Source organism: Streptomyces sp. NBC_00335 (genome assembly GCF_036127095.1).
Taxonomy (GTDB): domain Bacteria; phylum Actinomycetota; class Actinomycetes; order Streptomycetales; family Streptomycetaceae; genus Streptomyces.
The window spans coordinates 5,334,936-5,360,229 of record NZ_CP108006.1 but is presented as its reverse complement, the minus strand read 5'-3'; the positions used below and the strand labels follow the sequence as shown (position 1 = coordinate 5,360,229).

At 72.0% G+C, this 25,294-nt stretch carries 19 protein-coding genes; 1 reads left to right on the top strand and 18 read right to left on the bottom strand.

Annotated features, from left to right (window positions below; all coding sequences use genetic code 11):
- Window positions 1–17: 17 nt before the first annotated feature.
- The 11 genes from OHA37_RS24065 to OHA37_RS24015 form a co-directional block, all read right to left on the bottom strand.
- Window positions 18–2,369 (bottom strand): hypothetical protein, encoded by a 2,352-nt coding sequence (locus tag OHA37_RS24065; RefSeq protein WP_266908386.1) that lies wholly within the window; start codon window positions 2,367–2,369, stop codon window positions 18–20.
- 16 nt (window positions 2,370–2,385) lie between these two features.
- Window positions 2,386–2,811, bottom strand: coding sequence for a hypothetical protein (locus tag OHA37_RS24060; protein WP_266908384.1), 426 nt, complete (start codon window positions 2,809–2,811; stop codon window positions 2,386–2,388).
- 55 nt (window positions 2,812–2,866) lie between these two features.
- A complete protein-coding gene (gene mycP / locus OHA37_RS24055) occupies window positions 2,867–4,027 on the bottom strand; it encodes a type VII secretion-associated serine protease mycosin (protein ID WP_266908382.1) in 1,161 nt (386 codons plus the stop codon).
- Window positions 4,028–4,075: 48 nt separating this feature from the next.
- Complete coding sequence (locus OHA37_RS24050; RefSeq protein WP_266908380.1) at window positions 4,076–5,575, bottom strand: WXG100 family type VII secretion target; 1,500 nt, start codon at window positions 5,573–5,575, stop codon at window positions 4,076–4,078.
- Window positions 5,575–6,072 carry a hypothetical protein gene (locus OHA37_RS24045; protein ID WP_266908378.1) on the bottom strand — a complete coding sequence of 166 codons (498 nt, stop codon included), beginning with the start codon at window positions 6,070–6,072 and terminating at the stop codon, window positions 5,575–5,577. The genes OHA37_RS24050 and OHA37_RS24045 overlap by 1 nt, the downstream gene beginning before the upstream one ends.
- 145 nt (window positions 6,073–6,217) lie before the next feature.
- Window positions 6,218–8,551: a xanthine dehydrogenase family protein molybdopterin-binding subunit gene (locus OHA37_RS24040; RefSeq protein WP_443046208.1), complete on the bottom strand. Its 2,334-nt coding sequence runs from the start codon at window positions 8,549–8,551 to the stop codon at window positions 6,218–6,220.
- Window positions 8,548–10,566, bottom strand: a complete 2,019-nt coding sequence (locus tag OHA37_RS24035) for a 2Fe-2S iron-sulfur cluster-binding protein (RefSeq protein ID WP_266908376.1) — start codon at window positions 10,564–10,566, stop codon at window positions 8,548–8,550. The genes OHA37_RS24040 and OHA37_RS24035 overlap by 4 nt, the downstream gene beginning before the upstream one ends.
- Window positions 10,563–11,486 (bottom strand): FAD binding domain-containing protein, encoded by a 924-nt coding sequence (locus OHA37_RS24030; RefSeq protein WP_443046207.1) that lies wholly within the window; start codon window positions 11,484–11,486, stop codon window positions 10,563–10,565. The genes OHA37_RS24035 and OHA37_RS24030 overlap by 4 nt, the downstream gene beginning before the upstream one ends.
- A 368-nt stretch (window positions 11,487–11,854) precedes the next feature.
- The gene (locus OHA37_RS24025) at window positions 11,855–13,492 is read right to left on the bottom strand and encodes a beta-N-acetylhexosaminidase (RefSeq protein ID WP_266908374.1); all 1,638 of its coding nucleotides are present in this window, start codon (window positions 13,490–13,492) and stop codon (window positions 11,855–11,857) included.
- A gap of 165 nt (window positions 13,493–13,657) precedes the next feature.
- Window positions 13,658–13,945, bottom strand: a complete 288-nt coding sequence (locus tag OHA37_RS24020) for a DUF3039 domain-containing protein (RefSeq protein ID WP_243337322.1) — start codon at window positions 13,943–13,945, stop codon at window positions 13,658–13,660.
- Between the two features lie 72 nt (window positions 13,946–14,017).
- Window positions 14,018–14,578 carry a YqgE/AlgH family protein gene (locus tag OHA37_RS24015; protein WP_266908372.1) on the bottom strand — a complete coding sequence of 187 codons (561 nt, stop codon included), beginning with the start codon at window positions 14,576–14,578 and terminating at the stop codon, window positions 14,018–14,020.
- A 274-nt stretch (window positions 14,579–14,852) separates the two neighbouring features.
- Between OHA37_RS24015 and murA the strand changes: the two genes are divergently transcribed.
- Entirely contained in the window at window positions 14,853–16,196 is a 1,344-nt protein-coding gene (gene murA / locus OHA37_RS24010) for a UDP-N-acetylglucosamine 1-carboxyvinyltransferase (protein WP_243337326.1), read from the top strand.
- A 199-nt stretch (window positions 16,197–16,395) separates the two neighbouring features.
- Here the strand turns inward: murA and OHA37_RS24005 are convergent, their stop codons facing one another.
- From OHA37_RS24005 to OHA37_RS23975, 7 genes are all read right to left on the bottom strand, one after another.
- Entirely contained in the window at window positions 16,396–16,677 is a 282-nt protein-coding gene (locus OHA37_RS24005) for an HU family DNA-binding protein (protein WP_007264399.1), read from the bottom strand.
- Window positions 16,678–16,997: 320 nt separating this feature from the next.
- Window positions 16,998–18,422, bottom strand: a complete 1,425-nt coding sequence (locus OHA37_RS24000; protein ID WP_266908369.1) for an NAD-dependent malic enzyme — start codon at window positions 18,420–18,422, stop codon at window positions 16,998–17,000.
- 469 nt (window positions 18,423–18,891) lie between these two features.
- A complete protein-coding gene (locus OHA37_RS23995) occupies window positions 18,892–21,213 on the bottom strand; it encodes a HelD family protein (RefSeq protein WP_266908367.1) in 2,322 nt (773 codons plus the stop codon).
- A 128-nt stretch (window positions 21,214–21,341) separates the two neighbouring features.
- Window positions 21,342–21,911 carry a CGNR zinc finger domain-containing protein gene (locus OHA37_RS23990; protein ID WP_266908365.1) on the bottom strand — a complete coding sequence of 190 codons (570 nt, stop codon included), beginning with the start codon at window positions 21,909–21,911 and terminating at the stop codon, window positions 21,342–21,344.
- A 60-nt stretch (window positions 21,912–21,971) separates the two neighbouring features.
- Complete coding sequence (locus tag OHA37_RS23985) at window positions 21,972–22,517, bottom strand: GNAT family N-acetyltransferase (protein ID WP_266908363.1); 546 nt, start codon at window positions 22,515–22,517, stop codon at window positions 21,972–21,974.
- Between the two features lie 91 nt (window positions 22,518–22,608).
- Window positions 22,609–23,763: a uroporphyrinogen-III synthase gene (locus OHA37_RS23980; protein ID WP_266913046.1), complete on the bottom strand. Its 1,155-nt coding sequence runs from the start codon at window positions 23,761–23,763 to the stop codon at window positions 22,609–22,611.
- Between the two features lie 152 nt (window positions 23,764–23,915).
- Window positions 23,916–25,286 (bottom strand): MFS transporter, encoded by a 1,371-nt coding sequence (locus tag OHA37_RS23975; protein ID WP_266908361.1) that lies wholly within the window; start codon window positions 25,284–25,286, stop codon window positions 23,916–23,918.
- Between the last annotated feature and the right edge of the window lie 8 nt (window positions 25,287–25,294).

The window sequence follows — 25,294 nt, the reverse complement described above, 5'->3', positions numbered from 1 at the left end:
CCTTCCGACGTTTTTCCTCATGGCTTCGGCTTGCCCGTTTCTGCCTCGTGTCCTTGCTGGACGGCGCGAGAGTTGCCCACCTGGTATCCGTCGCGCTGCGACTCGATGAGATCGTTTCCGAAGTTGCTGTTCGGGTCGATGTCGTGGCGTTCGATGAACTGCTTCATCGGCGCCTCCGCGCTGTGCTCGCCCGCCTGGTACATCTGCTTGTTCGTGGCATGAACCTTTGCTTCGCCCTCGTCCTTGTGCCGCTCCACAGCACCGTCGGACCACTCGCCGACGACCTGCGAGGCAGCCTGCTCGACAGCCCCGCTGCCCAGGTCCACGGCCAAGGGCACGAGGATGGCCGCGGCGCCCGCGGCGGCAGCGGTGGCCGGCAGAAAGGCGACACCCGCGACCAGTGCCCCCGTAGTGGCGAACTCGACCCACGCGGCTTGCTTTTCGTGGGCCTTCTCGTACTCCTCGTGCTTCCAATCGCCCATGGCCTTGACCTGACCGGCCCTGGACTCGTCCAGCATCCCCTGGACTTCGGCGGAGGTGCGGATCGTCGCCCGAGCCCTGCCTTCGTCGATCTGCCCGTCGTGGAATCCCTGCGTCTCCAGCACGCTCGACGCATGGATTCGCTCGGCTGTGGAGACGGTCGCATACGCGTCCGGATGCTGCCCCAGAGCGCTGAGGAGATCACGGGCGCCCTCCCGGCCGAACGCTGCGTGCGCCTGTTTGTCACCCGGCCCCGGCGAGAAGACGCTGTCGGTCCCCTTGTCGTCCAGCGCCGCGTTCACATCGTCGATGTATCCGGCGGTCATATGGCCAAGGCTGTCGGCAAGCGACTCGTGGGCCTTGAGCAGGCCGGCGTCACCGCCGTACTTGGCGACGACGGCTTCCATGACATGTGCACCTGACTCGGTCCGATCGAGGACAGGCTTCGGGTCATCCCAGGCACGGCCCAGCGTCGCCGCTTCGAGGGCGTGGCCAAGAGCGTCCGGCATGTACGTCTGGACCTTCTTCAGGTCGTCCGGGTTCGTGCCCTCCATGTCGATGGTGAAGTCGTACTTGTCGTTGGCGAAGAAGTCGAGGTAGCTCGTGATCGGCTTCTTGTCCGGTCCCTTGCCCAGGTCAGGGGGGCCGGACTTCTCCGTGCCGTCCATGTTGTACGCCTGCGGGGACGCGTCCGGGTCGAAGAACTGCCGGGCTGCCTCCGGGCTGTGCCCCAGGGCCTCCAGGAAACTGACCACCGGGTCGTAGCCGGCGCCGTTGATACCCGACGGGTTGAGCATGTTCTTGCCGTAGCCGTTGATCTGGCGTGCCCCGTTGAAGAAGTCCGGGTCCTTGGCGTGGATCTGGGTGGCGTGCTCGGCGATCGGGACCAGGAACTTGGGGTCGTAGGCGCCGTAGCGCATGATGCCGCCGAGCAACTGGTAACCGTAGGGCGGGTTCTGGTCGTAGCGGGCCAGCGGGATGCGCTCGGTGCCGAGTCTGCGCAGGTCCTGGGCGAAGCTGTCCGGCAGGTGCGGTTCGGTCCCGGAGTTCGTGGCCGTGGCGAGGTTGAGGCCCAGGTTCCGCTGGAGTTCCTGTACGTCCCCCAGCCGCTGCGGATCCTGCTTCGCGTAGTCGAAGGTGTCCGTGGACATCGTTCCGAAGAACTCCAGCGCGCCCTTGGGGCCGAGCGCCTCGTAGAACCTCGTCGAGAACTCCGGCACCTTCGCGTTGTCGGCCAGCAGCTCATTGAGCTCGACGAGCTCCTCGTGCGTGAGCCCGCGGCCCTTCCTCGCGAGCTCCGCGGCACGGGCGGCCTGTTCGGCGTCGAGGCTGCCGTACTTGGCCACGGTGAAGTTGTTGTCGTCCGTGACGTTGGCGGCGAGGATGCGGACCAGTGACTGGTCGACGTCGTCGCAGTTGTCGATGACCGCGTCGACCTTCGCCTGCCAGAGCGGGATGTTCACACGGACGGACTCCAGGTAGTCCGGGTCGTGGCGGGCGGCGTACCGGTCCGCGTCGCTTGCGAAGGGAGCCGCCTCGACCTTGCCGTTGGCACCCACCCGGAAGCCGGCGGCGGGGGCCTCGACGTCGGCGATCTTCTGGAGCTGCTCGCGCGAGGCCTTGAAGGCCTCGTGGCCCTCGGTGAGCGCCTTGTGAATTCCCTTGGCCTCCTGGGCCGCGTCCTCGAACTCCTTGGCCGTCTTGTCGATGAAGGGGCGGGCGACGCCCGCCGTGACGCCGTTCCACTGGGCCTTGTCCGACTTGGCCTTCATGCCGTTGCGGGCCGACTCCGCCAGTTCGTCCAGCTTCTTGACCATCGCGGCCCAGTCGGTGATCGCGGTCTGGAGCGGGCCCAGGGGCGCGTTCATCACGTTCTCGTACGTCAGCACGTGTCCGCTGCCTTCGCTACTTGAGGAGCTGGTCGATCTTGGAGGCCGTGAAATCGGCGTGCAACTGGTGCTCTTCCTTGCTGTGCGAGGAGAGGGAGTAGTTCAGGCCGTTGGAGATGTTCGCGCAGGCGGCGACGAGGGTCTTGAGCTGGCTCTCCCAGCGGGTGTTGACCTTGAGCAGGGCCGCACCACTCGCGAAGTTCTCTCGCGAGAGCGCGCCGGCCGCCTCGGCGGTGGAGGCGGCGGCGTGCTTGCCGTCGGTGGAGAGCCGGGTGTGGAGCTGGTAGGCCTCGGAGCCGACCGCGCCGATGTGGTCTTGGTCGAGTTCGAGGTCGCTACTGCCACCGCCCGGGCCGGGCGCTGCCGGGACGCTGTTGAGCCGCGTGGAGACGTTGGCGGCTGCCGTGCTCCGGGCCGTGGACCATTCCTCGTCGAACGACATGCGGTGGCCTTCCCTTCCGCCTTTGGTGGTTTACGGTTCCGCGCCTTGGCGCGAGTCAGCGGCTCCGGCGCCGGACGACAACAGCGGTGACGGCTCCACCGATGAGCAGACAGGCACCGAGCCCGAGGCCAAGGCCCAGCCAGGGGAGGTGGCTGCCGCCGACGCCGTCGTCCTTCTTCCCGACTGCCTGCGGGGCCGGGGCCGACGCCTCGGGGCTGGAGGACGAGGGGGCCGACGGGGCCTTCGTCCCCGTCCCGCCGCCGGCTGCGGCCAGGTCGGGGAGCGGGTAGACGTCCGCGGGGCCGGGGTCGCCGGGGTTGGGTACCGCGATGCGGGGGCGGACGACGCCGTAGCCGACGAAGTCGCTGCGCTCGGCGCCGTCGACGGGCTTGCCGGCAGTGTTCATCATGACCCGGAGCACCTGGTTGTTGGTCCAGTCGGGGTGGGCGGACCAGATCAGCGCGGCGGAGGCGGAGGCGAGGGCTGTGGCATCACTGGTGCCGTGGTTCTTGCACAGTTGGGTTTCGCTGGCGCAAGCCGTAACGATGTCGGCGCCCGGAGCGGTCAAGTCGACTTGCGGCCCGTGCTGTGACTCTGCGGTTGCTTTCCCGTTTTTGTCGATGGCACCAACGCCCACCACGCCTGGCGTTGCAGCCGGGTAAAGGACTCTGTTTCCCGCATCCCCATTGTTACCCACACCAGCAAAGATCAGCTTCCCCTTTGAGAGGGCGTACTTCACTGCTTCGATGCGCGCCGGGTCTTCTACGGATGTAGCCATGGAGATGTTGATGATCTTCGCGTCCGAGTCAGCCGCATACCGAATCGCTTCGGTCCAAATCGGATTGGACGCATTCTCCCCCTGCGGCACACGAATCGGGAGAATCTTGGCTCCAGGAGCAAGCCCGAACGATCCGTCGCCGCTGGGGTGTTTCCCACTAGCCGCAATGATCGCCGCCATGGTCGTGCCGTGGTTATTCCAATCCGTTCGCTCATCGCCCTTGTAGCTGGTGGCGTAGTCCTTGCCCGGTAGGACTTGGCCTTCCAGTTCTGGGATGGAGTCAACGCCGCTGTCAATGATGGCGACCGTGACACCCTTACCTGTACTGGTCTTCCAGATGTCATCTGCCTTCATCGACGTGAGATGCCACTGCTGCGACCGAATGGTCTCCGCATGGGCGGGGGTCGCCGCGACCCCCGCCAGCAGGAAACCCGCCAAGACCGCGCCCGCCCTACGCATACGCATCCCGTGCAACGTCCGCTCCACTCAGTCGATCACCGGCGGAACGACACGACCATCGCCCCGCCACGTCTCTTCGTCCTCAGCCAGGTAGTCAGGGCGCTCACCCTGCCGGCCATCGCCACGTCGGCCCGAAGCAGGTGCACCCGCGCCACCGTGACCCATCGGACCAGCCATCGGGCTCGCACCCGATGCGCCGCGAACCAGCCCGGAACCACCCTGGGTAAAGGGCTGCCCGCCAGAGATTGAGCGACCGCCCACACCTGGCTGGCGTCCACCGACGACGCCGCCCGGTTCGCTCGCGAGGCGACGACCGGCCGTGGGGCTGCCGAGACCGCCTTGCGCTCCGCCACCCCCCATACCCATACCGCCGCCCATGCCCATACCGCGCCCGGCCGCCTGCGCGCCCTCACCACCGATGACCGTGCCACGGGGAATGCTCGCGCCCGGCCCGCTGGGCGTCACCGGCCGACCGCCCGAAATGCCGCTGTCGCGCGGGGGCAGACCGGCAACACCACCTGGTCCGCCCCCCTTCCCACCCATTCCACCAGCGCCGGGAACGGTACCGACGGGACCAAAGCTGCCCGGGCCGCCACCGCCGATCGGCTTCTGTACGCCACCGCCCGGCGGCAGCGTCACGGGCGGGACGAACCCGCCGGGGGTGATACCCGAACCGCCGCCACCCGGTCCGACCGGACCTGGGCTTCCGGGCACTCCCGGAGCCGGGGGAAGGGTCGTACTCGGCGCCGGGCCGACGTTATCGAGACCGGTGCCGATGTTGCGGTCCGGGGGCACCGGAACGGGACCCGGTGCCGTGCCTGGTGCGGGGCCCGGTACCCCAGTCGATGTGCCACCCTGCCCTGCTGGCGCCCCGGAAGGCGGGACAAAGGCCGACGATGAACCGCTGGACCCGCCCGTCACGGGCGCATGTGAGGAGTCTCCTGCGCCAGAGGTCCCACCAGAACGCGCCATCGTCTCCGCACCGTCGACGTGCGGTGGGACGAAGGGATCCGGCCACTTCGGAAACGTCGGAATCTCCGCCATCTCCATCCCAGTAGCCGAAGCCTCGTACCCCTGCGCCAGCTTCGTCATCTGCTGGATCGCCTGCTGCCGGTCGCCGCTCAGCTTCGAGTGTGCCTGCTGGCCGATCTGCGCCGCGTCGGGGTCGTTGCGGTACTCGCGGGAGGCCTCCAGATTGGCCGCGGCCCCGCTGTCGTACGTCGGCATGTTGGCCTTGACCTCGATGACGACCTGGCTGGCCTGCGTCAGCTGCTTGCCGCCCTCGGCGCTGTACTCGCTCAGGCGCAGCGTCGCGTTGCCCGCGCGGCTCACCCAGTCCTGGAAGGCCGTGGCCGATTCGCCTTCCCAGCCGGTCACCCGGTGGTCCTTGAGGCTTTCGCCGATCTCCTTGATGGTCGCCGCGGCGTCCGTCAGCTGGGCACCGCGCGCCTTGAGGGTCTCCGCGTTGGCCGAGGCGAGCATGGCCAGCAGCTGCTGGTGCGTGTGGCTCTCGAAGTTCGTCGCCATCAGAAGTCCACCTGAGTTTCTGCCGACGAGCCTCCGTGCGAAGCCGAGCTGTGCGGAGGCGGCGGCGCCAACGGGTCCCGTTCCGGGACGTAGTTCGCGTCGGCCTGCTTGCTGATCGCCAGCATCCGCCGCTTCGTGTCCTCGTCAACGCCCTCGAAACCGCCGTGGCTCGTCTGAATCGCGAAGCTGAGCCCCTCGATCTGGTCAGCCAGCCCCTTCGACAGCGCGAGCAACTGCGTGTGCACGTTCGAGTAGGCCGTGAACAGCCGCTTGGCCTCCGCGAAGCCCTCGCCCAGGGAGTTCTCCGGGAGGGTGCCGTCCGCCAGTTTCTTGTCGCTCGCCGGAGACTCGACCAGCTTCGCCAGCAGACCGTCGACCCGCTTCTTGTAGTCCGTCAGCGATTCGTATTCGACCTGGAGCGCGCCCAGAGCCGCCGGCGAGGCAACGCCCACACCGAAGTCCACTCCGAACACGCCCGGCCCATAGTCCACTGCCACGATGGCCTCCCCGACTCCCCGTCGTCCCCGTTCGCACGGCTTCGCGCGCATTCGCACACGCACGTCGCCAGTGTCCACAAACACTCTATCGACAGACGCCGACAGGCCCAAGTTCCGGGTTGCAGGTGCAATCAGGGTCACAAGGTTACGAGTTGGGCGCCGCCACTGCCGCCGATGGCCGGATCGGGAGCCTGTTGACCGGGCGGCCCGTGGCCGCGCGGACCGCCGAGGCCACCGCCGCGGGGGCCGTGACCACCGGGACGGCGCTCGCCGGCTTGGCTCCGAAGGGGGCCACCACGTCGCGTTCCTCGACGAGTTTGACGATGCGGACCGTCGGGGCGTCCAGGGAAGTGGGCAGGGCGTAGCCCGTGAGGTCGGGGTGGCGGATCAGGCCCGAGGCGGTGCGGAGGTTCTCCGTCAGGGCCGCGCCGACGCCCTGGATGACGCCCGCTTCGATACGGGCCGCCAGCTGGCGGGGGTTGAGGACGCGGCCGACGTCCTGGGCGACCGCGAGTTCCACGACGCGTACCGAGCCGAGCTCGATGTCCACGTCGACCACCGCGCGGATCGCGCAGAAGGCGAGGCCGACGAAGGCGTCGCCCTGGCCGTCGCCGTCCAGCGGCTCCGTCGGGTGGGGGCGGCACTGGGCGGTGGCCCAAAGTTCCTTGCCCTCCATCGCTTCCGCGACGGTCGTGGAGAAGGCTCCGTCGTACGACGTGATCCGGCCATCCGCGATCTGGAGGAGTTCGGTGGACATGCCGAGCTTGTGGGCCATCGGCTGGAGGAGCTGCGTACGGACCATCTTCGCGGCCCGCTCGACGGCGCCGCCCGAGACCCAGGTGTGGCGGCCGTGGGCGGAGGGGCCCGCCGGCGGCTGGTCGGTGTCGACCGGGGCGGTGACGACCTCGTCCACGCCCAGGGTCTCCTGGACGATCTGGCGGGCGAGCGTGGAGAAGCCCTGGCCGGTGTCGACGGCCGCGCAGATGACCGTGGCCGCGCCGCCGACGATCTTCACGGTCGCCGTGGACACCTCGTCGGTGCCCTCCGCGCCGAGCATGTGGACCATGCCGACCCCGTACCCGACGCCGCGCCGTACCGCGCCCGGCTCGCCCGCGCCCTCCAGGCCGCCCGGGAGCAGCCACTCCTCCTCCGGGGTGTCCTTGGGGAGGGCGGGCAGTTCGTGGTCGCGCACCGCGCGCAGGAGTTCCGCGACGGGGGCGGGGCAGGTGACCGTCTGGCCGGTCGGGAGCAGGTCGCCGGTGGCCAGGACGTTGCGCAGGCGCAGTTCGGCGCCGTCCATGCCGAGGGCGGCCGCCAGCTTGTCCATCTGGCCCTCGTAGGCCGCGCAGACCTGCATGGCGCCTTCGCCGCGCACGTGGCCCGACGGGGGGTTGTTCGTACGGACCGCCCAGCCTTCGACGAAGGCGTGCGGGACCACGTACGGGCCGCAGGCGAAGGCCACGGCTGCCGCGAGGGATTCCGAGGAGGCGTCCGCGTACGCGCCCGCGTCCATCAGGATCTGGGCCTCGACCTTGACCAGCCGGCCGTCGGCGTCCGCGTGGTGGCGGTAGCGCAGCAGCGTCGGGTGGCGGTGGGGGTGGCCGAGGAAGGACTCCTCGCGGGTGGCGGCCAGTTTGACCGGGCAGCCGGTGCGCAGGGCGAGCAGGCCCAGCGGGAGCTGGAAGGCGGCGTCCTCGCGGTCGGCCGTCGCGCCGGGGACCCCGGTGACCACGACCCGTACGCGGTCCGGTTCGAGGCCGAAGCAGGCGGCGGCCAGGTCGCGGTCGGTGTGCGGGTCGGTGGAGGCGGTGTAGATCTCCACGCCGCCGTCGGGGCGCGGTACGGCCAGTCCGGCCTCGGCGCCGATGGGGGCGGGGTCTTGGCGGCCGATGCGGTAGAGGCCCTCGACGACGAACTCGCCGGTGGCTTCGGGGTCGCCGTAGCGCAGCGGGATGTGCCGGATCAGGTTGCCGTCGGGGTGCAGGTCGGGGGCGCCGAAGGCCTGTTCGGGGTCGGTGACCGGGTCGAGGAGCTCGTACTCGACGGCGATCGCGGCGGCCGCGAGGCGTGCGGTGTCCGGGTGGTCGGCGGCGACGGCGGCGATGGGCTCGCCGTGGTGGCGGACCACGTCGTGCGCGAAGACGGGCCGGTCGGCGATGCGGCGGCCGTGCGTGGTGGCGCCGGGGACGTCGGCGTGGGTGACGACGGCCCGCACGCCGGGCATTTCGGCGGCGGCGGAGGTGTCGATGGAGAGGATGCGGGCGTGGGCGTGCGGAGAGCGCAGCACGGCGGCCCAGAGGAGGCCCTCGGCCCACAGGTCGGCGGCGTAGGGGAAGGTGCCCTCGGTCTTGGCCCGGGTGTCGGTGGCCGAGACGGACGCGCCGATGCCGCGCGGGACGGCCGACTCCGCCGGCTCCGCGCCCTCGGAAACCGGTGTCGTGACCGCTGCCGGGACCGTCGCCGCGTCGTGGGCGCTCACGCCGTGCCTCCCTCGTGGTTGCCGTGGTTGCCCTGCATCCCGTGGTTCCCCTGGTTGCCCTGGTCGCCGTGGTTGCCCTCGTTGCCCTGCATGCCGTGGACGCCGCCCTCGCCCGGCGGGGCCTGGTGCGGGATCCGGGCCTCGGCGGAGGCCGCGGCGGCCGCTTCGGCCGCCGATCCGCGCTCGGCCACGACCTCGCGCACGGCCTCGATGACGCCCGAGTAGCCGGAGCAGCGGCAGAGGTTGCCGCACAGGGCCTGGCGGGTCTCCAGCTCGCTGGGGGCGTGGTTGCCTTCCAGCAGATCGTGGATGGTCATGGCCATGCCGGGGACGCAGAACCCGCACTGCACCGCACCCGACCTGCACAACGCCTCTTGTACGTCCGACAGTTCCCCGTCGGTCGCGAGACCTTCCACGGTCCGGACCTCGCTGCCCGCCGCGGTGGCCGCCGGGACGAGGCAGGAGGCGACGAGCCGGCCGTCGACCTGCACGGCGCAGGCGCCGCATTCGCCCTGCGAGCAGCCGTCCTTGGCGCCGGCGAGGCCGAGGCGCTCGCGCAGCACGTAGAGGAGGGACTCGCCGATCCACGCGCCGGTGACGGGGCGGTCGGCGCCGTTGACGCGCAGGACGTAGGAGGCCGACGGGTGCTCGTGATGTGCGACGGCCGCGGCGTCCGCCGCATCGGCGTCTTCTTCCTCGTACGTCGCCCGCTCGCCCGAAACCCCTTCGGCCGTCTCCGCAGAAGCCGCCTGGACAGCCAGGTCGGCGTCCTCCGTACCCGGCGCGGGCGCGGCCCCGGCTTCGCCGCCGGCCGGCACGGCTCCGCCGTCACCCTGCTGCGCCTCGACGGCCCCGGCTCCGGCCGGATCCGCGGCTTCGCCCGCGACCCCCTCGACCTCGACGGCCCCGGCTCCGTCAGCGCTCCGCGCTCCGTCAGCACCCCGGGCTTCCTCGCCACCCCGGGCTTCGTCACCCCGGGCTTCGCCCTCGCCCCCCGGATGCGGCCGCTCCCCCGAGTCCGGGACCTGCGCCGGACCGTGGGCGGCTTCGATGTCGTGCGGGGCCGGGTAGCCCGGCTCCCCGTCCAGCGGGGTACCGACCCCCGGGCCGCCCAGCACGCGCGGTCCGCGCCCCGGGCCCGAGCCGAAGGATCCGCCGGCCGGTGCGAAGACCCCGGGGAACACCCCGGAGCCCAGCGGGTCGGAACCCAGACCCTCGGACCCCGCACCGTCGGAACGCGGCCCGTCCGAGCCCGGCCCGTCCCCGCCCGGCTGCTGCGCCACGTACCCGCGCGCGCCCTCGAAGTCCGGATGGGCCGCCCACGGAGCCGCGGCCCCGCCGGGCAGTGTCGCGGGGGCCCGGCTCCAGTCGGCCGAGGCCGCGAGCTGCCCGAAGCTGCCCGTGTCGCCCGCGCCTCCGGGCGTCCACACGTCGCTCGCCTCCGCCTCGGGGAACCGCCACTCGGCGGTGGACCCCGGCTCGTGCACCGCGGCCCGGTTCCCCGCGAAGGGCTCGCCGAAGGGCTCGCCGAAAGGCTCTGCGAAGGACTCCGCGAAAGGCTCCGCGTGGGGCTGCCCGAAGGTCTCCGCGACGGGCTCGGCCACCGGCTCCGCCGCCGGATCCGCGAAGGCCGCGGCCACCGATGCAGGGATCGGCACCGACGCCGGGATCGGAGCCCGCGCCGCGGACCCCGAACCTCCCGCGCCCGCACCCGCGTCCACCGGAGCCGACGCGCCGGCCTCCGGCCACTGCACCGGGATCGTCCACGTGCCCGTGGCCGCCGGATCCGTACTCCCCGTACCCAGCGGCACGATCATCGGCGGCGGCACGTAGCCGTGCCCGGGGGCCGCGAGGGGCTCCCCGGTGCCGAGCGCGTCCAGCATGTCCTGCGGCAGTTTCACGAAGGCGGTCGCGTCGGAGTCGTACTCGCCGCCGTGCGGCACCGGCTCCCAGCCCCAGTGGGGACCCGTGGACCCCGTCGGACCCGCGGTACCCGTGTTCTCGTTCTCACTCATGAGCTCAGCGCCCTCCCCAGGGCCCTCCGTGCCAGCACGGCCACCGTCCGCCGCAAATGCAGTACTGCGGGAGCCACCGGCTCCCCCTGGTCGGGGACGCACGCCGCCGCGACGTACTCGCCGAAGGCTTCCAGCGCCTCGGGGGCCAGACTGCGGTCCCCGTCCCAGTCGATCAACGAAGCAACCCACTGCTCGGCTTCCAGCGGCCGCAGCGGCATCGGGGCGACCGCGCCGATCGCGCAGCGCACGCCCCGGCGCGCGGGGTCCAGTACGAGTCCCACGGACGCCACCGCGCGCCCCGGTCCCGTACGTCCCGTGGCCTTGAGGAACACCTGCGGCGCGTGCAGCAACGGCACCCGCACGAAGCCGATCAGCTCTCCGGGGCGGAGCATCTCCCGGCCGGCGAGCAGGTGCGAGACCGGGATCTCGCGCCGCGATCCGCCGGGTCCGACGATGACGAGCACGGCCTCCAGCGCGGCCAGCACGGGCAGCGCGTCACCGGTCGGCGCGGCCGTGGCGATGTTGCCGCCCAGCGTGCCGGCGTTGCGGATCTGCGGCGGGCCCGAGGCGCGCGCGGCGGCGGCCAGGGCCGGGATGAGGGCGGCGAAGTCCGGCCGGCCCATGCGCGCGTGCGTGAGGCCGGCGCCGAGGAGCGCGTGGCCGTCCTGGTACTGCCAGCCGCGGATCTCGTTGATCCGGCCGAGGCCCACCAGGGCGGCGGGGCGCAGGAGTCCCGCGTTGACGGCGGCCATGAGGTCGGTGCCGCCCGCCACGGGGACGGCGGCGGGCATGGCCGCGAGCGCCGCCACGGCCTCGTCGAGCGAGGCCGGCAGCGTCACGGACTGCGCCGCGTTCCCCGCCCGCGGGTCGCTGCGGGGCCCCTGGGACGAATCCCGTGCCTGCGGTGCGTGCGTGGTCAACCCAGCTGCCCCTTCCCGATGTCCCGGTCCCGGCGCTCACGCCTGTCCGCCGTACGGTACGTGCTCACCGCCGGGAGGTGGCAACTCTGGCACATCTTCCGGAGCACCGGACGCGAGGGTCCACCGCCCGCGCACCACCGGCGCACCACCCCCGCGAAGCCCTGCGCGCAGCCCCCGTACGGGCCCCCGCACGGCCCCCGCACCACCAGCGCGATCACGCCGTGATCCGGCCGCGACCGGGCTGGGATCCGGCCGTGATCGGGTCTCGCTCCGGCCTCGATCCGGCCTCGATCCCGCGCGGGCGGCGCCGCGTTCCCCGCCGGCGCCGCCGCTGTGCCGCCACCGCGGCTCATCCCCGGAAGGGCTCGTCACACGTTCGGGGGCGCTCCCTCGATCGGGCGGCCGAGCACTCCGGGCCTGCGCTGCCACGGCAACGGGCCGCCCGGCGGCCGGTAGCCGACCCCGAGGGCGTCCAGGCGCCGGTAGTGCGCCGTCATCCGCGCCTCGAAGTCCGCGTAGTCCCGCTCCTCGGGCCGCGGCAGCCGGGACCACACCACCTCGGCGAAGGCGGTGAGGCGCGGGAACGCCTGGTAGTCGACGCGGCTCTGGTCCTCCATCACCTCGGTCCACACGTTGGCCTGCGCGCCCAGCACGTGGGCGGCGGCCTCTTCGGACAACTTCGGCGGTACCGGTTCGAACCGGTACACATCCTCCAATGTCCGTACGTACCCGATGGGCATCGGCTCGTCCCCGCCGCCCGCCTGACGGTGGTCCAGGTACACCTGCTGCTCGGGGCACATCACCACGTCGTGGCCGGCCTCGGCGGCGGCGATGCCGCCCGCGTAGCCGCGCCAGGAGGACACGGCCGCTCCCGGAGCCAGGCCGCCCTCCAGGATCTCGTCCCAGCCGATGAGCCGGCGGCCGCGCTCGGCGAGCCAGCCGTCGAAGTGCCGGATGAACCAGGACTGCAGACCGTCCTCGCCGTCGACCCCCAGCTCGCGGATCCGCTCCTGCGCGACCGCGGAGGCCTTCCACTGCGCCTTGGGGCACTCGTCGCCGCCGATGTGCACGAAGGGCGAGACCTCGGCCGGGAACAGCTCCAGCAGTTCCTCGAAGACCCCCTCGTAGAACCGCAGGACGGCCTCGGTGGGCGCGAGCACGTTCTCGTTGATGCCCCAGTCGTCCCACACCCCGAGTGCGGCCGTGTCCACGACGTCGGTGTTCCCGAGCTCCGGGTACGCGGCGATCGCGGCCTGCGAGTGCCCCGGCACGTCGATCTCCGGCACCACCCGCACGTGCCGCTCCGCCGCGTACGCGACGATCTCGCGCAGGTCGTCCTGGGTGTAGAAGCCGCCGTGCGGGGTCTCGTTCCACAGCGGCGAGGCCCGGTGGCCCCACCGGCTGCGGGCCCGCCACGCGCCGACCTCGGTGAGCCTCGGGTAGCGCTTGATCTCGACCCGCCAGCCCTGATCGTCCGTCAGGTGCAGGTGGAGCACGTTGAGCTTGTGGGCGGCGAGCAGGTCGATGTACCGCAGCACCGCGTCCTTGGGCAGGAAGTGCCGGGCGACGTCGAGCATCAGGCCGCGCCACGCGAAGCGGGGGCCGTCCGCGATGCCCACGTACGGCAGGCTCCAGGTCCGGCCGGGCAGCGGGGCCTTCCGGTAGGCGTCGGGGCCCAGGAGCTGACGCAGCGTCTGGGCGGCCCAGAACAGCCCGGCCGGGCTCGCGCCGGTCAGCTCCACTCCGTCGGCGTCGACGGTGATCCCGTAGGACTCCGGCCCGAGTTCGCCGGCGCCTTCCGGATCGATCCGCAGCCGTACGTCGCCGCGCGCACCGGCCGCCGCGGCCGGCAGGCTCCAGCCGGTGGCGGAACCCAGCTCCCGGCGCAGCCACCGGGCGACTCCCTCGGAGCCCGGCCCGGCCGTCAGGACCGGCTCGGGCCCCAGCACGAGGCGGCGGCCGCCCCCGTCCGGAACCGCGACCTGGGGTACGGGGATCAGGTCCATGCGTCAGCCCTTCACAGCAGCCAGCCTGTTGCACAGTGCGCAACGCCCGTTCCGCACCGTGCTCGTCGCGGCCGACCCTAACCCGCCCCGGGGGTACGGAAAAGGCCCCCGGGGCGCACATCCGCGCACCGGGGGCCTTCGTCCTGCTTCAGGCGGGCCGGAGGACTACTTCCCGTCCTTGCCGCCCTTGTCCTTGTCCCCGCCGGGGCCCATGGACTCGTAGATCTCCTTGCACATGGGGCAGACCGGGTACTTCTTCGGGTCGCGGCCCGGAACCCAGACCTTGCCGCAGAGCGCGACGACGGGGGTGCCCCCGAGCGCGCTCTCCATGATCTTGTCCTTCTGGACGTAGTGGGCGAAGCGCTCGTGGTCGCCGTCGCCGTGGGACACCTGCGGCGTCGGCTCTACGAGGGTCCCCGTACCAGTCCCGCGATCGGGCTCAAGAGTGCTCATGACTGCCAGGGTACCGAGTCCCTCGCGCGCGAGGGATCCGCGGCGGCCGCACCGGCCGCCCCGCCCCCGGCCTCAGTTCAGCGACGGGTCGTCCGCGTACGTGGCCACCATGGCCAGCTCGCTGCGCTGGCGCCGCAGCACGGCGCGCCAGAGCCGCTCGGGGTCCGGGAAGGAGACGTCGCCCGGCTCCGAGTCGACGACGTACCAGGCGCCCACGCCCAGTTCCTCCTCCAGCTGCCCCGGGCCCCAGCCCGAGTACCCGGCGAAGATGCGCAGGCCGCCGAGGGCCGCCGCGAGGAGTTCCGGCGGGGCCTCCAGGTCCACCAGGCCGATCGCCCCGTGCACCCGGCGCCAGCCGAGCGGTCCCTCCTCGCCCGGGATGACCGCCAGCCCCAGCGCGGAGTCCAGCGCCACCGGGCCGCCCTGGAAGACCACTCCGGGGTCCTTGGCCAGCGGAGCCCAGGGCAGCAGGACGTCACCGACGCCCACCGGGGTGGGCCGGTTGAGGACGACGCCGAGCGAGCCCTGCTCGTCGTGGTCGAGCAGCAGCACCACCGCGCGGTCGAAATTCGGGTCCGCGAGGGCGGGGGTGGCCACGAGCAGCCGCCCTGTGAGGGAGGACACCTCGGTCATGGCGACATGATCTCGCACATTCGCCCGCGAGGGGGAGTGGGCGGCACGACCGGACCGTACGCAGCTCAGGGCGCACCGCGGCAGTACGGGGCGCGCGCGGGCAGCCGGCCGGACCCCCGGCCGGAAGGAGACGCTCCGCTATCTGGCGGGCACCCAGGGTGTTGTGCCGAATTCATGACAGTCCTACGGCCCCGTCAGCCTTACGAACAGGGGGGTCATGCCCCTTACCCTTTTCACTGGCCCCCTGCCCACCCCTCTCCGGAACGCGAGATTCATGACCGGCATCAGTGACGATGTACTGCTTGTCCACGGCGGAACTCCGCTCGAGGGCGAGATCCGTGTCCGCGGCGCGAAGAACCTCGTACCCAAGGCGATGGTCGCGGCCCTGCTCGGCAGCGAGCCGAGCCGGCTGCGCAACGTTCCCGACATCCGGGACGTCCGGGTCGTGCGCGGGCTGCTCCAGCTGCACGGGGTGACCGTCCGCCCCGGTGACGAACCGGGCGAGCTGGTGCTCGACCCCTCGCACGTCGAGAGCGCGAACGTCGCCGACATCGACGCGCACGCGGGGTCCTCGCGGATCCCGATCCTGTTCTGCGGCCCGCTGCTGCACCGCCTCGGCCACGCCTTCATCCCGGGCCTGGGCGGCTGCGACATCGGCGGCCGGCCGATCGACTTCCACTTCGAGGTGCTCCGCCAGTTCGGCGCGACCATCGAGAAGCGCGAGGGCGGTCAGTACCTGGAGGCCCCCCAGCGCCTGCGCGGCTGCAAGATCCGCCTGCCCTACCCGTCGGTCGGCTCGACCGAGCAGGTGCTGCTGACGGCCGTCCTGGCCGAGGGCGTCACCGAGCTCAGCAACGCCGCCGTCGAACCGGAGATCGAAGACCTCATCTGCGTCCTGCAGAAGATGGGCGCGATCATCTCCATGGACACCGACCGGACCATCCGGATCACCGGTGTCGACCGCCTGGGCGGCTACAACCACAAGGCGCTCCCGGACCGGCTGGAAGCCGCCTCCTGGGCGTCCGCGGCGCTCGCCACCGGCGGAAACATCTACGTGCGCGGCGCGCAGCAGCGTTCGATGATGACGTTCCTGAACACCTTCCGCCGGGTCGGCGGGGCGTTCGAGATCGACGACGACGGCATCCGCTTCTGGCACCCGGGCGGCCCGCTCAACGCCATCGCGCTGGAGACGGACGTCCACCCCGGCTTCCAGACCGACTGGCAGCAGCCGCTGGTCGTGGCGCTGACCCAGGCCACCGGCCTGTCGATCGTCCACGAGACGGTCTACGAGTCCCGTCTGGGATTCACCTCCGCGCTCAACCAGATGGGCGCGCACATCCAGCTCTACCGCGAGTGCCTGGGCGGCAGCGCCTGCCGCTTCGGCCAGCGCAACTTCCTGCACTCGGCCGTCGTCTCGGGGCCCACCAAGCTCCAGGGCGCCGATCTGGTCATCCCCGACCTGCGCGGCGGGTTCTCGTACCTGATCGCGGCGCTCGCCGCCGAGGGCACCTCGCGGGTGCACGGCATCGACCTGATCAACCGGGGCTACGAGAACTTCATGGAGAAGCTCGTGGAACTGGGCGCCAAGGTCGAACTTCCGGGCGGCGACCTCGTCTGACCGGCGAGATCCACACAGACCGTCCCAGAACGCCCCCACAGGCCCCGTACAGGGCCTGTGGGGGCGTTCTGGCCCCCGGAGGCCATCCGGTACCCCGGGAGCGCCGAGAGGCGGCCACCCGGTGCCGGGTGGCCGCCTCTCGCGTAATACGTACTACTGCCGTCCCGAAAGCCTGTACGGCCCCCGGCACAAGGGCGTACTACTTGCCCTTGGCGGCTTCCTTGAGCTTGGAGCCCGCGGAGACCTTCACGCTGTAGCCGGCCGGGATCTGGATGGGGTCGCCGGTCTGCGGGTTGCGCGCGGTGCGAGCGGCACGGTGGGTGCGCTCGAAGGTCAGGAAGCCGGGGATGGTGACCTTCTCGTCGCCCTTGGCGACAATCTCGCCGACGGTCTCGGCGAGCGCGGCCAGAACGGCGTCGGCGTCCTTGCGGGTCACCTCGGCGCGCTCGGACAGAGCGGCCACCAGCTCACTGCGGTTCATGTTGTACTCCCGTGTTCAACGTGCCTTAGAGGCGTGAGATCGAAGCCGATGCTGCCAGGGCCCTAGGACAGTCCCCGGACCCGGGTCTGACGTCAGACCCTCTCGCCCGGTTACGCATCCTGCCCCCACCACCGGCGGGAAAGCCAATCCGGCACCCACCGGGGTCACACGAAAAGCGCCACAGTCACGCCGCGGTGACGCTCCGTCCGCACCAGAAGGCGTCCGGATGGGTGTCCGGAGACGCGGACCGCGGACCACGCGGGCATCCCCGCAACCCTATGGGCGGCCCGGGGGGCCCGCATCCCGCGACGCGCCGGGGATCAGGCGGAGGTGGGCGCCGTCACAGCCGCGGAGGCGGCCTTGCGGACGGCTCCGGCGACCGCGCCCGCGACCTTGTCGTTGAAGACCGACGGGATGATGTAGTTCGCGTTCAGCTCGTCCTCGCCGACCACGTCGGCCAGGGCGCTCGCGGCGGCCAGCATCATCTCGGTGTTGACCGTGCGCGACTGGGCGTCCAGCAGGCCGCGGAAGACACCCGGGAAGACCAGCACGTTGTTGATCTGGTTCGGGAAGTCGGAACGGCCGGTGGCCACGACGGCGGCGGTCTGGCGGGCGATCGCCGGGTCCACCTCGGGGTCCGGGTTCGCGAGCGCGAACACGATCGCGCCTTCCGCCATGGCGGCCACGTCCTCGCCGGACAGGACGTTGGGGGCCGAGACGCCGATGAACACGTCGGCGCCCGCCACGGCCTCCTTCAGGGTGCCCGTGTAGCCCTCGGGGTTGGTGTTGTCGGCGATCCAGCGCAGCGGGGAGTCCGGGGCCGCGTCGACGAGGTCGGGGCGGTCCACGTGCACCACGCCGTGGATGTCGGCGCTGACGGCGTTCTTGACGCCCGCGGCGAGGAGCAGCTTGAGGATGGCGGTACCGGCGGCTCCGGCGCCCGACATGACCACCTTGACGTCGCCAACGGCCTTGCCCACCACGCGCAGTGCGTTGGTGAGGGCGGCGAGGACCACGATGGCGGTGCCGTGCTGGTCGTCGTGGAAGACGGGGATGTCGAGGGCCTCGCGCAGCCGGGCTTCGATCTCGAAGCAGCGCGGCGCGGAGATGTCCTCCAGGTTGATGCCCGCGAAGCCCGGGGCGATCGCCTTGACGATGGCGACGATCTCGTCGGAGTCCTGGGTGTCCAGGCAGATCGGCCATGCGTCGATGCCGGCGAAGCGCTTGAAGAGGGCCGCCTTGCCCTCCATGACGGGCAGCGCGGCCATCGGGCCGATGTTGCCGAGGCCCAGCACGGCGCTGCCGTCCGTCACGACTGCGACGGAGTTGCGCTTGATGGTCAGACGGCGGGCGTCCTCGGGGTTCTCGGCGATCGCCATGCACACGCGGGCCACGCCCGGGGTGTAGATCATCGAGAGGTCGTCGCGGTTGCGGATGGGGTGCTTCGACTGCATCTCGATCTTGCCGCCGAGGTGCATCAGGAAGGTGCGGTCGGAGACCTTGCCGAGGCTGACCCCCTCGATCCCGCGGAGCTTCTCGACGATCTCGTCGGCGTGCGCCGTGGACGTCGCGGCGATGGTGACGTCGATACGGAGCTTCTCGTGGCCGGATGCGGTCACGTCGAGGCCGGTGACCGAGCCACCGGAGGACTCCACGGCGGTGGTGAGCTGGGAGACCGCGGTACCGCTCGCGGGCACTTCCAGGCGGACCGTCATCGAGTACGAGACGCTGGGCGCCGTTGCCATGGCCGTGTTCCTCTTCTGTCCCTGGTTCTTTTACACGCAGGGTCCCGCGCTGCACCGCCGAGAACATGGCAGGTATGGCAGGACCTGTTGTCCGATCGTCCCACCTACCAGCCGGTACAAGGTAACCAGCTACAAATTTCGGAAGAACACTTCCACCATACGAGATAACTCTCGCCTGTGGAATGGGTGGCCCATACAAAAAGGTCCGCGCCCTCCACTGGGTGGAGGACGCGGACCTGATGCTTCCTACGTTTACGACACCGACCCGCCATGCTCGCCTCGCGGCAAGTGGTCGCTCTAGGCGACTAAGGTTGGGCCCGGGGGCTTGGATCGAGTCGGTGCCGTAACCCAGGCTAACAAAGGTTCGCCCGAAGCGATCCCCCCACCGGCGACCGGTTGCGGGACCACGCTCTTGGCCGCCGACCAACCGGCCCTACGAGGTGCCCACCGAGGTGCCGTGCCGAGGCGCCTACGGCTGGAGCAGCGCCGCGACCCCCTCGGCGTCCGGGGCGTCCCGGTCGGTGGAGATCACCGTCAGCTGCTGCGTCGCACGGGTCAGGGCCACGTAGAGCACCCGCAGGCCGGCCGGGGACTCGTCCGCGATCTCCGCCGGGGAGACGACCACCGTGGCGTCGTACTCCAGGCCCTTCGCCTCCAGGCTGCCCAGCGCGACCGCCCGCTCCCCCAGGTGCGCGAGCCACCCCGCGGCCTCCGCGCGCCGGTCCATGGCCACGACCACGCCGACGGTGCCGTCCACCTGCTCCAGCAGCCGCCGGGTCTCCTCCACGACGGTGGAGCGCAGATCCTCAACGACCGCCGTGAAGCGCGGCAGCAGGCCCGTGGAGCGCACCGCCGTCGGCGGCTCCGTGCCCGGCGCGGCCAGCTTCAGCACGCGCGAGGCGACCTCGGCGACCTCGGCCGGGTTGCGGTAGTTCACCGTCAGGGTGAACTTGCGCCGCGGCCGCGTGCCCAGCGCCTCGTCGCGCGCTGCGGCCGCCTCCTGCGGATCGGTCCACGAGGACTGCGCCGGGTCACCGACCACCGTCCACGTGCCGCCCCGGCCGCGGCGGCCGACCATCCGCCACTGCATCGGCGTCAGGTCCTGCGCCTCGTCGACGATGACGTGCGCGTACTCGGTGCGCTCCGCCGCGAGCCGCTCCGCCCGCTCCCACTGGGTCTCCTCGCGGGTGGGCATCAGCTCCTCCAGCCCGCTCAGCTGGTCCAGCGGGTTCAGCTCCCGCTTCCGCTTCGGCCGTGCGGGCGCGCCCAGCAGCTGCTGGAGCTCGTCCAGCAGCGCCACGTCGTGCACCGACAGGGCGCCCTTGCCGTCCGGGCCCACCCGGCGCAGGGAGCGCGCCACCTGGCGGGTCTCGCGCGGGTTCAGGTCCCGGCGCGACCAGCGCGACAGGCGCCGCTCGTCGGCCATGGAGGCCAGCACGGCGCGCGGGGTCAGCTCGGGCCACCAGGCGTTCAGGAAGTCGATGAACGCGTCCTCCGTCGAGATGTCCTCGTCGAAGGCGGAGCGCAGCTCGGCCGCGAGCTCCGGGTCGCTGTGCCGGCCGGCGCCGCCGGACTTGGAGTACAGCGCGTCCAGCAGGAGCTTGCGGGCGCGCGGGCGCAGCAGGTTGACGGGGGCGGTGCCGGACAGGACGTTCTGCCGGATCCGGTCGAGGTCGGGGGCCTCCAGCTCCTGGCGGCGCCCGAAGGCCACCACGCGCAGCCGGTCGGGGGCGGGGGTCCCGCCGGGACCGCCGAACTCCAGGGCGCCCCGTACGGCCTTGCGCAACACCTTCAGCATCCGGGACGAGCCCTTGATGCGTGCCGTGGACGGGTCGTCGTACGTGGTCGCCTCGGCCCCGTCGACGAGCGAGCCGAGCGCCCGGATGGCGACCTGGCCCTCCTCGCCGAGGGAGGGCAGGACACCCTCGGTGTAGGCCACCAGCAGCGGGGTCGGGGAGACGATCAGGATGCCGCCGGAGTAGCGCCGGCGGTCCTGGTAGAGCAGGTAGGCGGCGCGGTGCAGGGCGACGGCGGTCTTGCCGGTGCCCGGTCCGCCCGCGACCTCGGCGACCGAGGCGGCGGGCGCCCGGATGACGAGGTCCTGCTCGGCCTGGATGGAGGAGACGATGTCGCGCATCGAGTGGGTACGGGCCCGCCCCAGGGCGGCCATCAGGGCGCCGTCGCCGATGACGGGCAGCTCGTCCCCGTCGAGGAAGGCGGTCACCTCGGGGCGCATCAGGTCGTCCTCGACTCCGAGCACCTTGCGGCCCTTGGAGCGGATGACGCGGCGGCGCACGACGCGGCCGGGATCCTTGGGGGTGGAGCGGTAGAACGGCGCGGCCGCGGGGGCGCGCCAGTCGATGACGAGCGGCGCGTAGTCGGAGTCGAGGACCCCGATGCGGCCGATGTGGAGCGTCTCGGCGATGTCGGCCGTGAGGTCGGTACGGATCGCGTCGTCGGCGGGCTCGACGGAGGTGAAGGCGCCGTCGGGGCCCCGCTCCCCGTCCTTGCCGAGGACCAGGTCGATGCGGCCGAACAGGAAGTCCTCGAACTCGTTGTTGAGACGGTTGAGGTGGATTCCGGCACGGAACACCTGCGCGTCCCGTTCCGCGAGGGCGCCGGGCGTGCCGACCTGGCCACGCTTGGCGGCGTCGTTCATCAGGAACTCCGCCTCGTGGATCTTCTCCTCAAGGCGTCGGTACACGTGATCGAGATGCGTCTGCTCGACCGCGATCTCCCGATCGCGGACGGAATCCGCCGTGCTGTCGACAGCGGCATTCTGCGCGGCCACCAAGGCCCCTTTCTGACGTGCATGGGCAGCCGTCAACCGTACGCGAAGGGGCCCGTCCGCGCACGCCCCTTCCAGGACGGCTCGCGGATCAGGACGAAGATCACGCCCGGCGGGCGCCGCGGGCGGGGTCAGCCGGGGCGCGATTCCAGGACGCGGCGCCGGTGGCGGGCCACGCGCTCGCGGTTCCCGCACAGCTCGCTGGAGCACCAGCGGCGGCGGTGTCCGCGCGAGGTGTCGAGGTAGACCCGGGCGCAGCCGTCGCCCTCGCAGGCGCGCAGCAACTCCCGTTCGCCGGGGTCGGTGAGCAGTTCGACGGCGTCCCGGGCCACGGCGGCGAGCAGCCCGGCGCATTCGACGCCGCCGCACAACTCGCGCACGAGGTGCCCTTCTTGGTCCTGTACGGCACACAGGCCCGGGGGTGGACCGGCGGCCGCCGCGTTGACCCGGGCCAGCGCGGCCCCGGGCGGCGCGGCTCCGGCCAGCTCGGCCCGTACGAGGCTCTCGACGTCGGCGCGCAGCTCCCGGAAGGCCCGCACCCAGTCGTCCCCGACGCGGCTCAGCGGCGTCCGGCCGGGCACCAGCCCGGCTCCGGTGAGCCACAGCCGCAGCCCGGCCCCGTCCCGGATGCCCTCGGTCTTCGCGAGAGGCGCAAAAGTAGCCACCAGGTCCAGGCAGACCCGCCCGGAGTCGAACCACATGCCCGTCACCGCCTCCCACTCGGGGCGTGCCCCCAGAGTGCCCGTCTGCGGGGCCGTCGGCTAGAGGGCGGGCGGCTCGTCGTTCAGGAGCAGTTGGAAGAGGCGGTGGTCCTGCCAGTCCCCGCCGACGTGCAGGAAGCGGGGCGCGAGCCCGTACGGCTCGAAGCCGGCCTTCTCCAGCACCCGCTGGGAGGCCAGGTTGTCGACCCTCGTACCCGCCTCGACCCGGTGCAGCCGCTCCTCGTCGCGGGCGATCCGGCAGACCTCGTGCAGCGCGGCGGTGGCCAGCCCCCTGCCGGCCCAGGCCTGGTCGATCCAGTAGCCGACGGAGGCGCTGAGCATCGGCCCGCGCACGATGTTCTGGAGGTTGATCACCCCGACCTGCTCGCCGTCGGCGGCGACCAGCACGAAGGACCGCGCCCGGCCGCCCTCCTGCTCCGCGAGGATCCCTTGGATCCGGGCCCGCTGCCCGGCCTCGGTGTAGAACTCCTCGTCCCGCCAGGGCTCGTAGGGAGCCATGTGAGCGCGGTTGCGCACCAGCGTCTCGGCCCTCCCGGCGGCGTCTTCCAGCCGCAGGGCCCTCATCTCCACACCGTCAATGATCATCCGGGCACGCTAACGGACGGCCCGGGCCCCGGCCAGAGGGGAGCCCCTGCGGCTTCCGGCCCGGTCCTGCCGCAAGGGACGGCCCGGTCCCTCAGGCGTCCGCGTACTTCGTGTCGGCGGACATGTCCAGCGACAGCCGGTAGCCGCGCTTGACGACGGTCTGGATGAGGTTCGGGGCGCCCAGGGCCACGCGCAGGCGGGCCATCGCCGTTTCCACCGCGTGCTCGTCGCGGCCCGCGCCGGGCAGGGCGCGCAGGAGCTCGGAGCGGGCCACGACCCAGCCCGGGCGCCGGGACAGGGCCCTGAGCAGGGCCATGCCGGCCGGCGGGACGGGGCGCAGCTCGCTGTCGACGAGGACCGCGTGGCCGCGCAGCTCCAGCCGGTGTCCGGCCACCGGGAGCACGCGGGCCCGGCCCGGGAGTTCCTGGCACAGGAGCTGCACGAGGGGTCCGAGCCGGAAGCGCTCGGGCTGCACCGTGGGCACGCCTTCCGCCTGGAGCGGCAGGGCCGTCACCGGCCCCACGCACGCGGACAGGACCGACCCGCCGGTCAGCGCCTCGATCACGGGTTCCCGTACGCCCCGCTCCGCGGCCCGCGTCAGCAGGGAGGCCGCCGCCGGGGCGGAGGTGAAGCTCACCGCGTCCACCGCGCCCACGGCCACCGCGTCGATCAGCCGGTCCAGCGGCCCGAGGTCCTCCGGCGGCATCCACCGGTAGACGGGTACGCCGACCACCTCGGCCCCGCCCGCCCGCAGGGCCTCGATGAACCCGGGCAGCGGTTCCCCGTGCAGCTGGAGGGCGATGCGCCGGCCGGCCACCCCGGCCGAGAGCAGCCGGTCCAGTACCTCGGCGAGCGATTCCGAGCGCGGGGACCAGGTCTCCACGAGCCCGGCGGCCCGGATCGCGCCCTTCACCTTCGGTCCGCGCGCCAGCAGTTCGGTCTCCCGCAGCCGCCCGAGGAGTTCCTCGCCGAGCCCCCACCCGTCGGCGGCCTCGATCCAGCCGCGGAAGCCGATGGCGGTGGTCGCCACCACCACGTCGGGCGCGCAGCCGATGAGTTCCTTGGTGGCGGACAGCAGCTCGGCGTCGTCGGCGAGCGGCACGATCCGCAGGGCGGGGGCGTGCAGCACGGTGGCCCCGCGGCGGCGCAGCAGGGCGATGAGCTCGTCGGCCCGCCGGGCGGCGGTGACCCCGACGGTGAATCCGGCGAGCGGGCCGGCCGGCGGACCGGTGTGGATGTCGTGCATGGTGACCTGCCTCGCGCAGTGGGGTCCGGTGTCGGGGTCCGGTGTCGCGTTCACACGCACTCGTGAGGTTCGCGTGGACCGAGCCTGCCCTGGGGGCGTATCAGGCTCGGTTCACGCGTATTTCGGTGCCGTTAACCGACGTGTGGCCGCCGTTACACCGAGGTGAGCTGCGGCTTCGCCTCCGCCCCGGCCGTGGGGATCATCACCTGGGCGGGCCGGCGAAGGTATACCGCCCAGGTGACGGCGCAGCACACCGCGTAGAAGCCGAGGAAGGTCATGAAGGCCGCCGTGCCCGAGCCGGAGCTCAGGAAGGCCTCCCGGAAGACCAGGTTGATGCCGAGCCCGCCGAGCGCGCCGACCGCGCCGATGAGTCCCATGGAGGCGCCGGACAGCCGCCGCCCGTACGCGGCCGCGTCCTCGCCGCTCATCCCGCGGGCCAGCGCCTTCGCCTGGAAGATGCCGGGGATCATCTTGTAGGTGGAGCCGTTGCCGAGCCCGCTGAGGACGAAGAGCCCCACGAAGCCGACGAGGAAGACCGGCAGGGATTCCCGTACGGAGGCCGTGATCACCACTCCGGTCGCCGCCGCCATCGCCACGAAGGTGCCCAGGGTGATCCACGCGCCGCCGAAGCGGTCCGCGAGGGCCCCGCCGACCGGCCGGATCAGCGAGCCGAGCAGCGGTCCGATGAAGGTGAGCGAGGCCGCCTGGAGCGGCGTGCGGCCGAATTGCGTCTGGAGCACCAGTCCGAAGGCGAAGCTGTAGCCGATGAAGGAACCGAAGGTGCCGATGTACAGGAACGCCATGATCCAGGTGTGCCCGTCGCGGGCCGCGTCGCGGACGGCTCCGGTGTCGTTGCGCACGGGGGCCAGGTTGTCCATCCGCAGCGCGGCGAGCGCCGCCGCGATCACGATGAGCGGGATGTAGGCGCCGAGGAGCAGCCGCGGGTGGCCGGCCCCGGCCGTGCCGATGACCAGCAGGGCGACGAGCTGGACGACGGGGACCCCGATGTTGCCGCCGCCCGCGTTGAGGCCGAGCGCCCAGCCCTTCTTGCGGAGCGGGAAGAAGGCGTTGATGTTCGTCATCGACGAGGCGAAGTTGCCGCCGCCGACCCCGGTCAGCGCGGCCACCAGCAGGAACGTGTTGTACGAGGTCCCGGGCTCCATCACCAGCCAGGCGGCGACCGTCGGCGCGAGCAGCATCAGGGCGCTGAAGACCGTCCAGTTGCGGCCGCCGAAGCGGGCCACCGCGAAGGTGTACGGGACGCGGACCAGGGCGCCCACGCAGGTGGCGGTGGCGATGAGGAAGAACTTTCCGGCGGGGTCGATCCCGTACTGCGGGCCCATGAAGAGCACCATCACGGACCACAGGGACCAGATCGAGAACCCGATGTGCTCGGAGAGCACGGAGTAGATCAGGTTCCGGCGGGCCGTCTTCTCCCCCGTCTCGCGCCAGAAGGTCTCGTCCTCGGGGTCCCACCGCTCGATCCAGCGGCCACCCTTGCGCGGTGCGGTCGTACTGGTCATCACACGCC

What these genes read in the sequence shown, in the direction of transcription:
- OHA37_RS24035 (WP_266908376.1), bottom strand. Translation starts at nt 10,566, where the DNA reads ATGAGTGAGAACGAGAACACGGGTACCGCGGGTCCGACGGGGTCCACG.
- OHA37_RS23985 (WP_266908363.1), bottom strand. Translation starts at nt 22,517, where the DNA reads ATGATCATTGACGGTGTGGAGATGAGGGCCCTGCGGCTGGAAGACGCC.
- OHA37_RS24000 (WP_266908369.1), bottom strand. Translation starts at nt 18,422, where the DNA reads ATGGCAACGGCGCCCAGCGTCTCGTACTCGATGACGGTCCGCCTGGAA.
- OHA37_RS24005 (WP_007264399.1), bottom strand. Translation starts at nt 16,677, where the DNA reads ATGAACCGCAGTGAGCTGGTGGCCGCTCTGTCCGAGCGCGCCGAGGTG.
- murA (WP_243337326.1), top strand. Translation starts at nt 14,853, where the DNA reads ATGACCGGCATCAGTGACGATGTACTGCTTGTCCACGGCGGAACTCCG.
- OHA37_RS23975 (WP_266908361.1), bottom strand. Translation starts at nt 25,286, where the DNA reads ATGACCAGTACGACCGCACCGCGCAAGGGTGGCCGCTGGATCGAGCGG.
- OHA37_RS24025 (WP_266908374.1), bottom strand. Translation starts at nt 13,492, where the DNA reads ATGGACCTGATCCCCGTACCCCAGGTCGCGGTTCCGGACGGGGGCGGC.
- OHA37_RS23980 (WP_266913046.1), bottom strand. Translation starts at nt 23,763, where the DNA reads ATGCACGACATCCACACCGGTCCGCCGGCCGGCCCGCTCGCCGGATTC.
- OHA37_RS24050 (WP_266908380.1), bottom strand. Translation starts at nt 5,575, where the DNA reads ATGGCGACGAACTTCGAGAGCCACACGCACCAGCAGCTGCTGGCCATG.
- OHA37_RS23990 (WP_266908365.1), bottom strand. Translation starts at nt 21,911, where the DNA reads ATGTGGTTCGACTCCGGGCGGGTCTGCCTGGACCTGGTGGCTACTTTT.
- OHA37_RS24060 (WP_266908384.1), bottom strand. Translation starts at nt 2,811, where the DNA reads ATGTCGTTCGACGAGGAATGGTCCACGGCCCGGAGCACGGCAGCCGCC.
- OHA37_RS24015 (WP_266908372.1), bottom strand. Translation starts at nt 14,578, where the DNA reads ATGACCGAGGTGTCCTCCCTCACAGGGCGGCTGCTCGTGGCCACCCCC.
- OHA37_RS24020 (WP_243337322.1), bottom strand. Translation starts at nt 13,945, where the DNA reads ATGAGCACTCTTGAGCCCGATCGCGGGACTGGTACGGGGACCCTCGTA.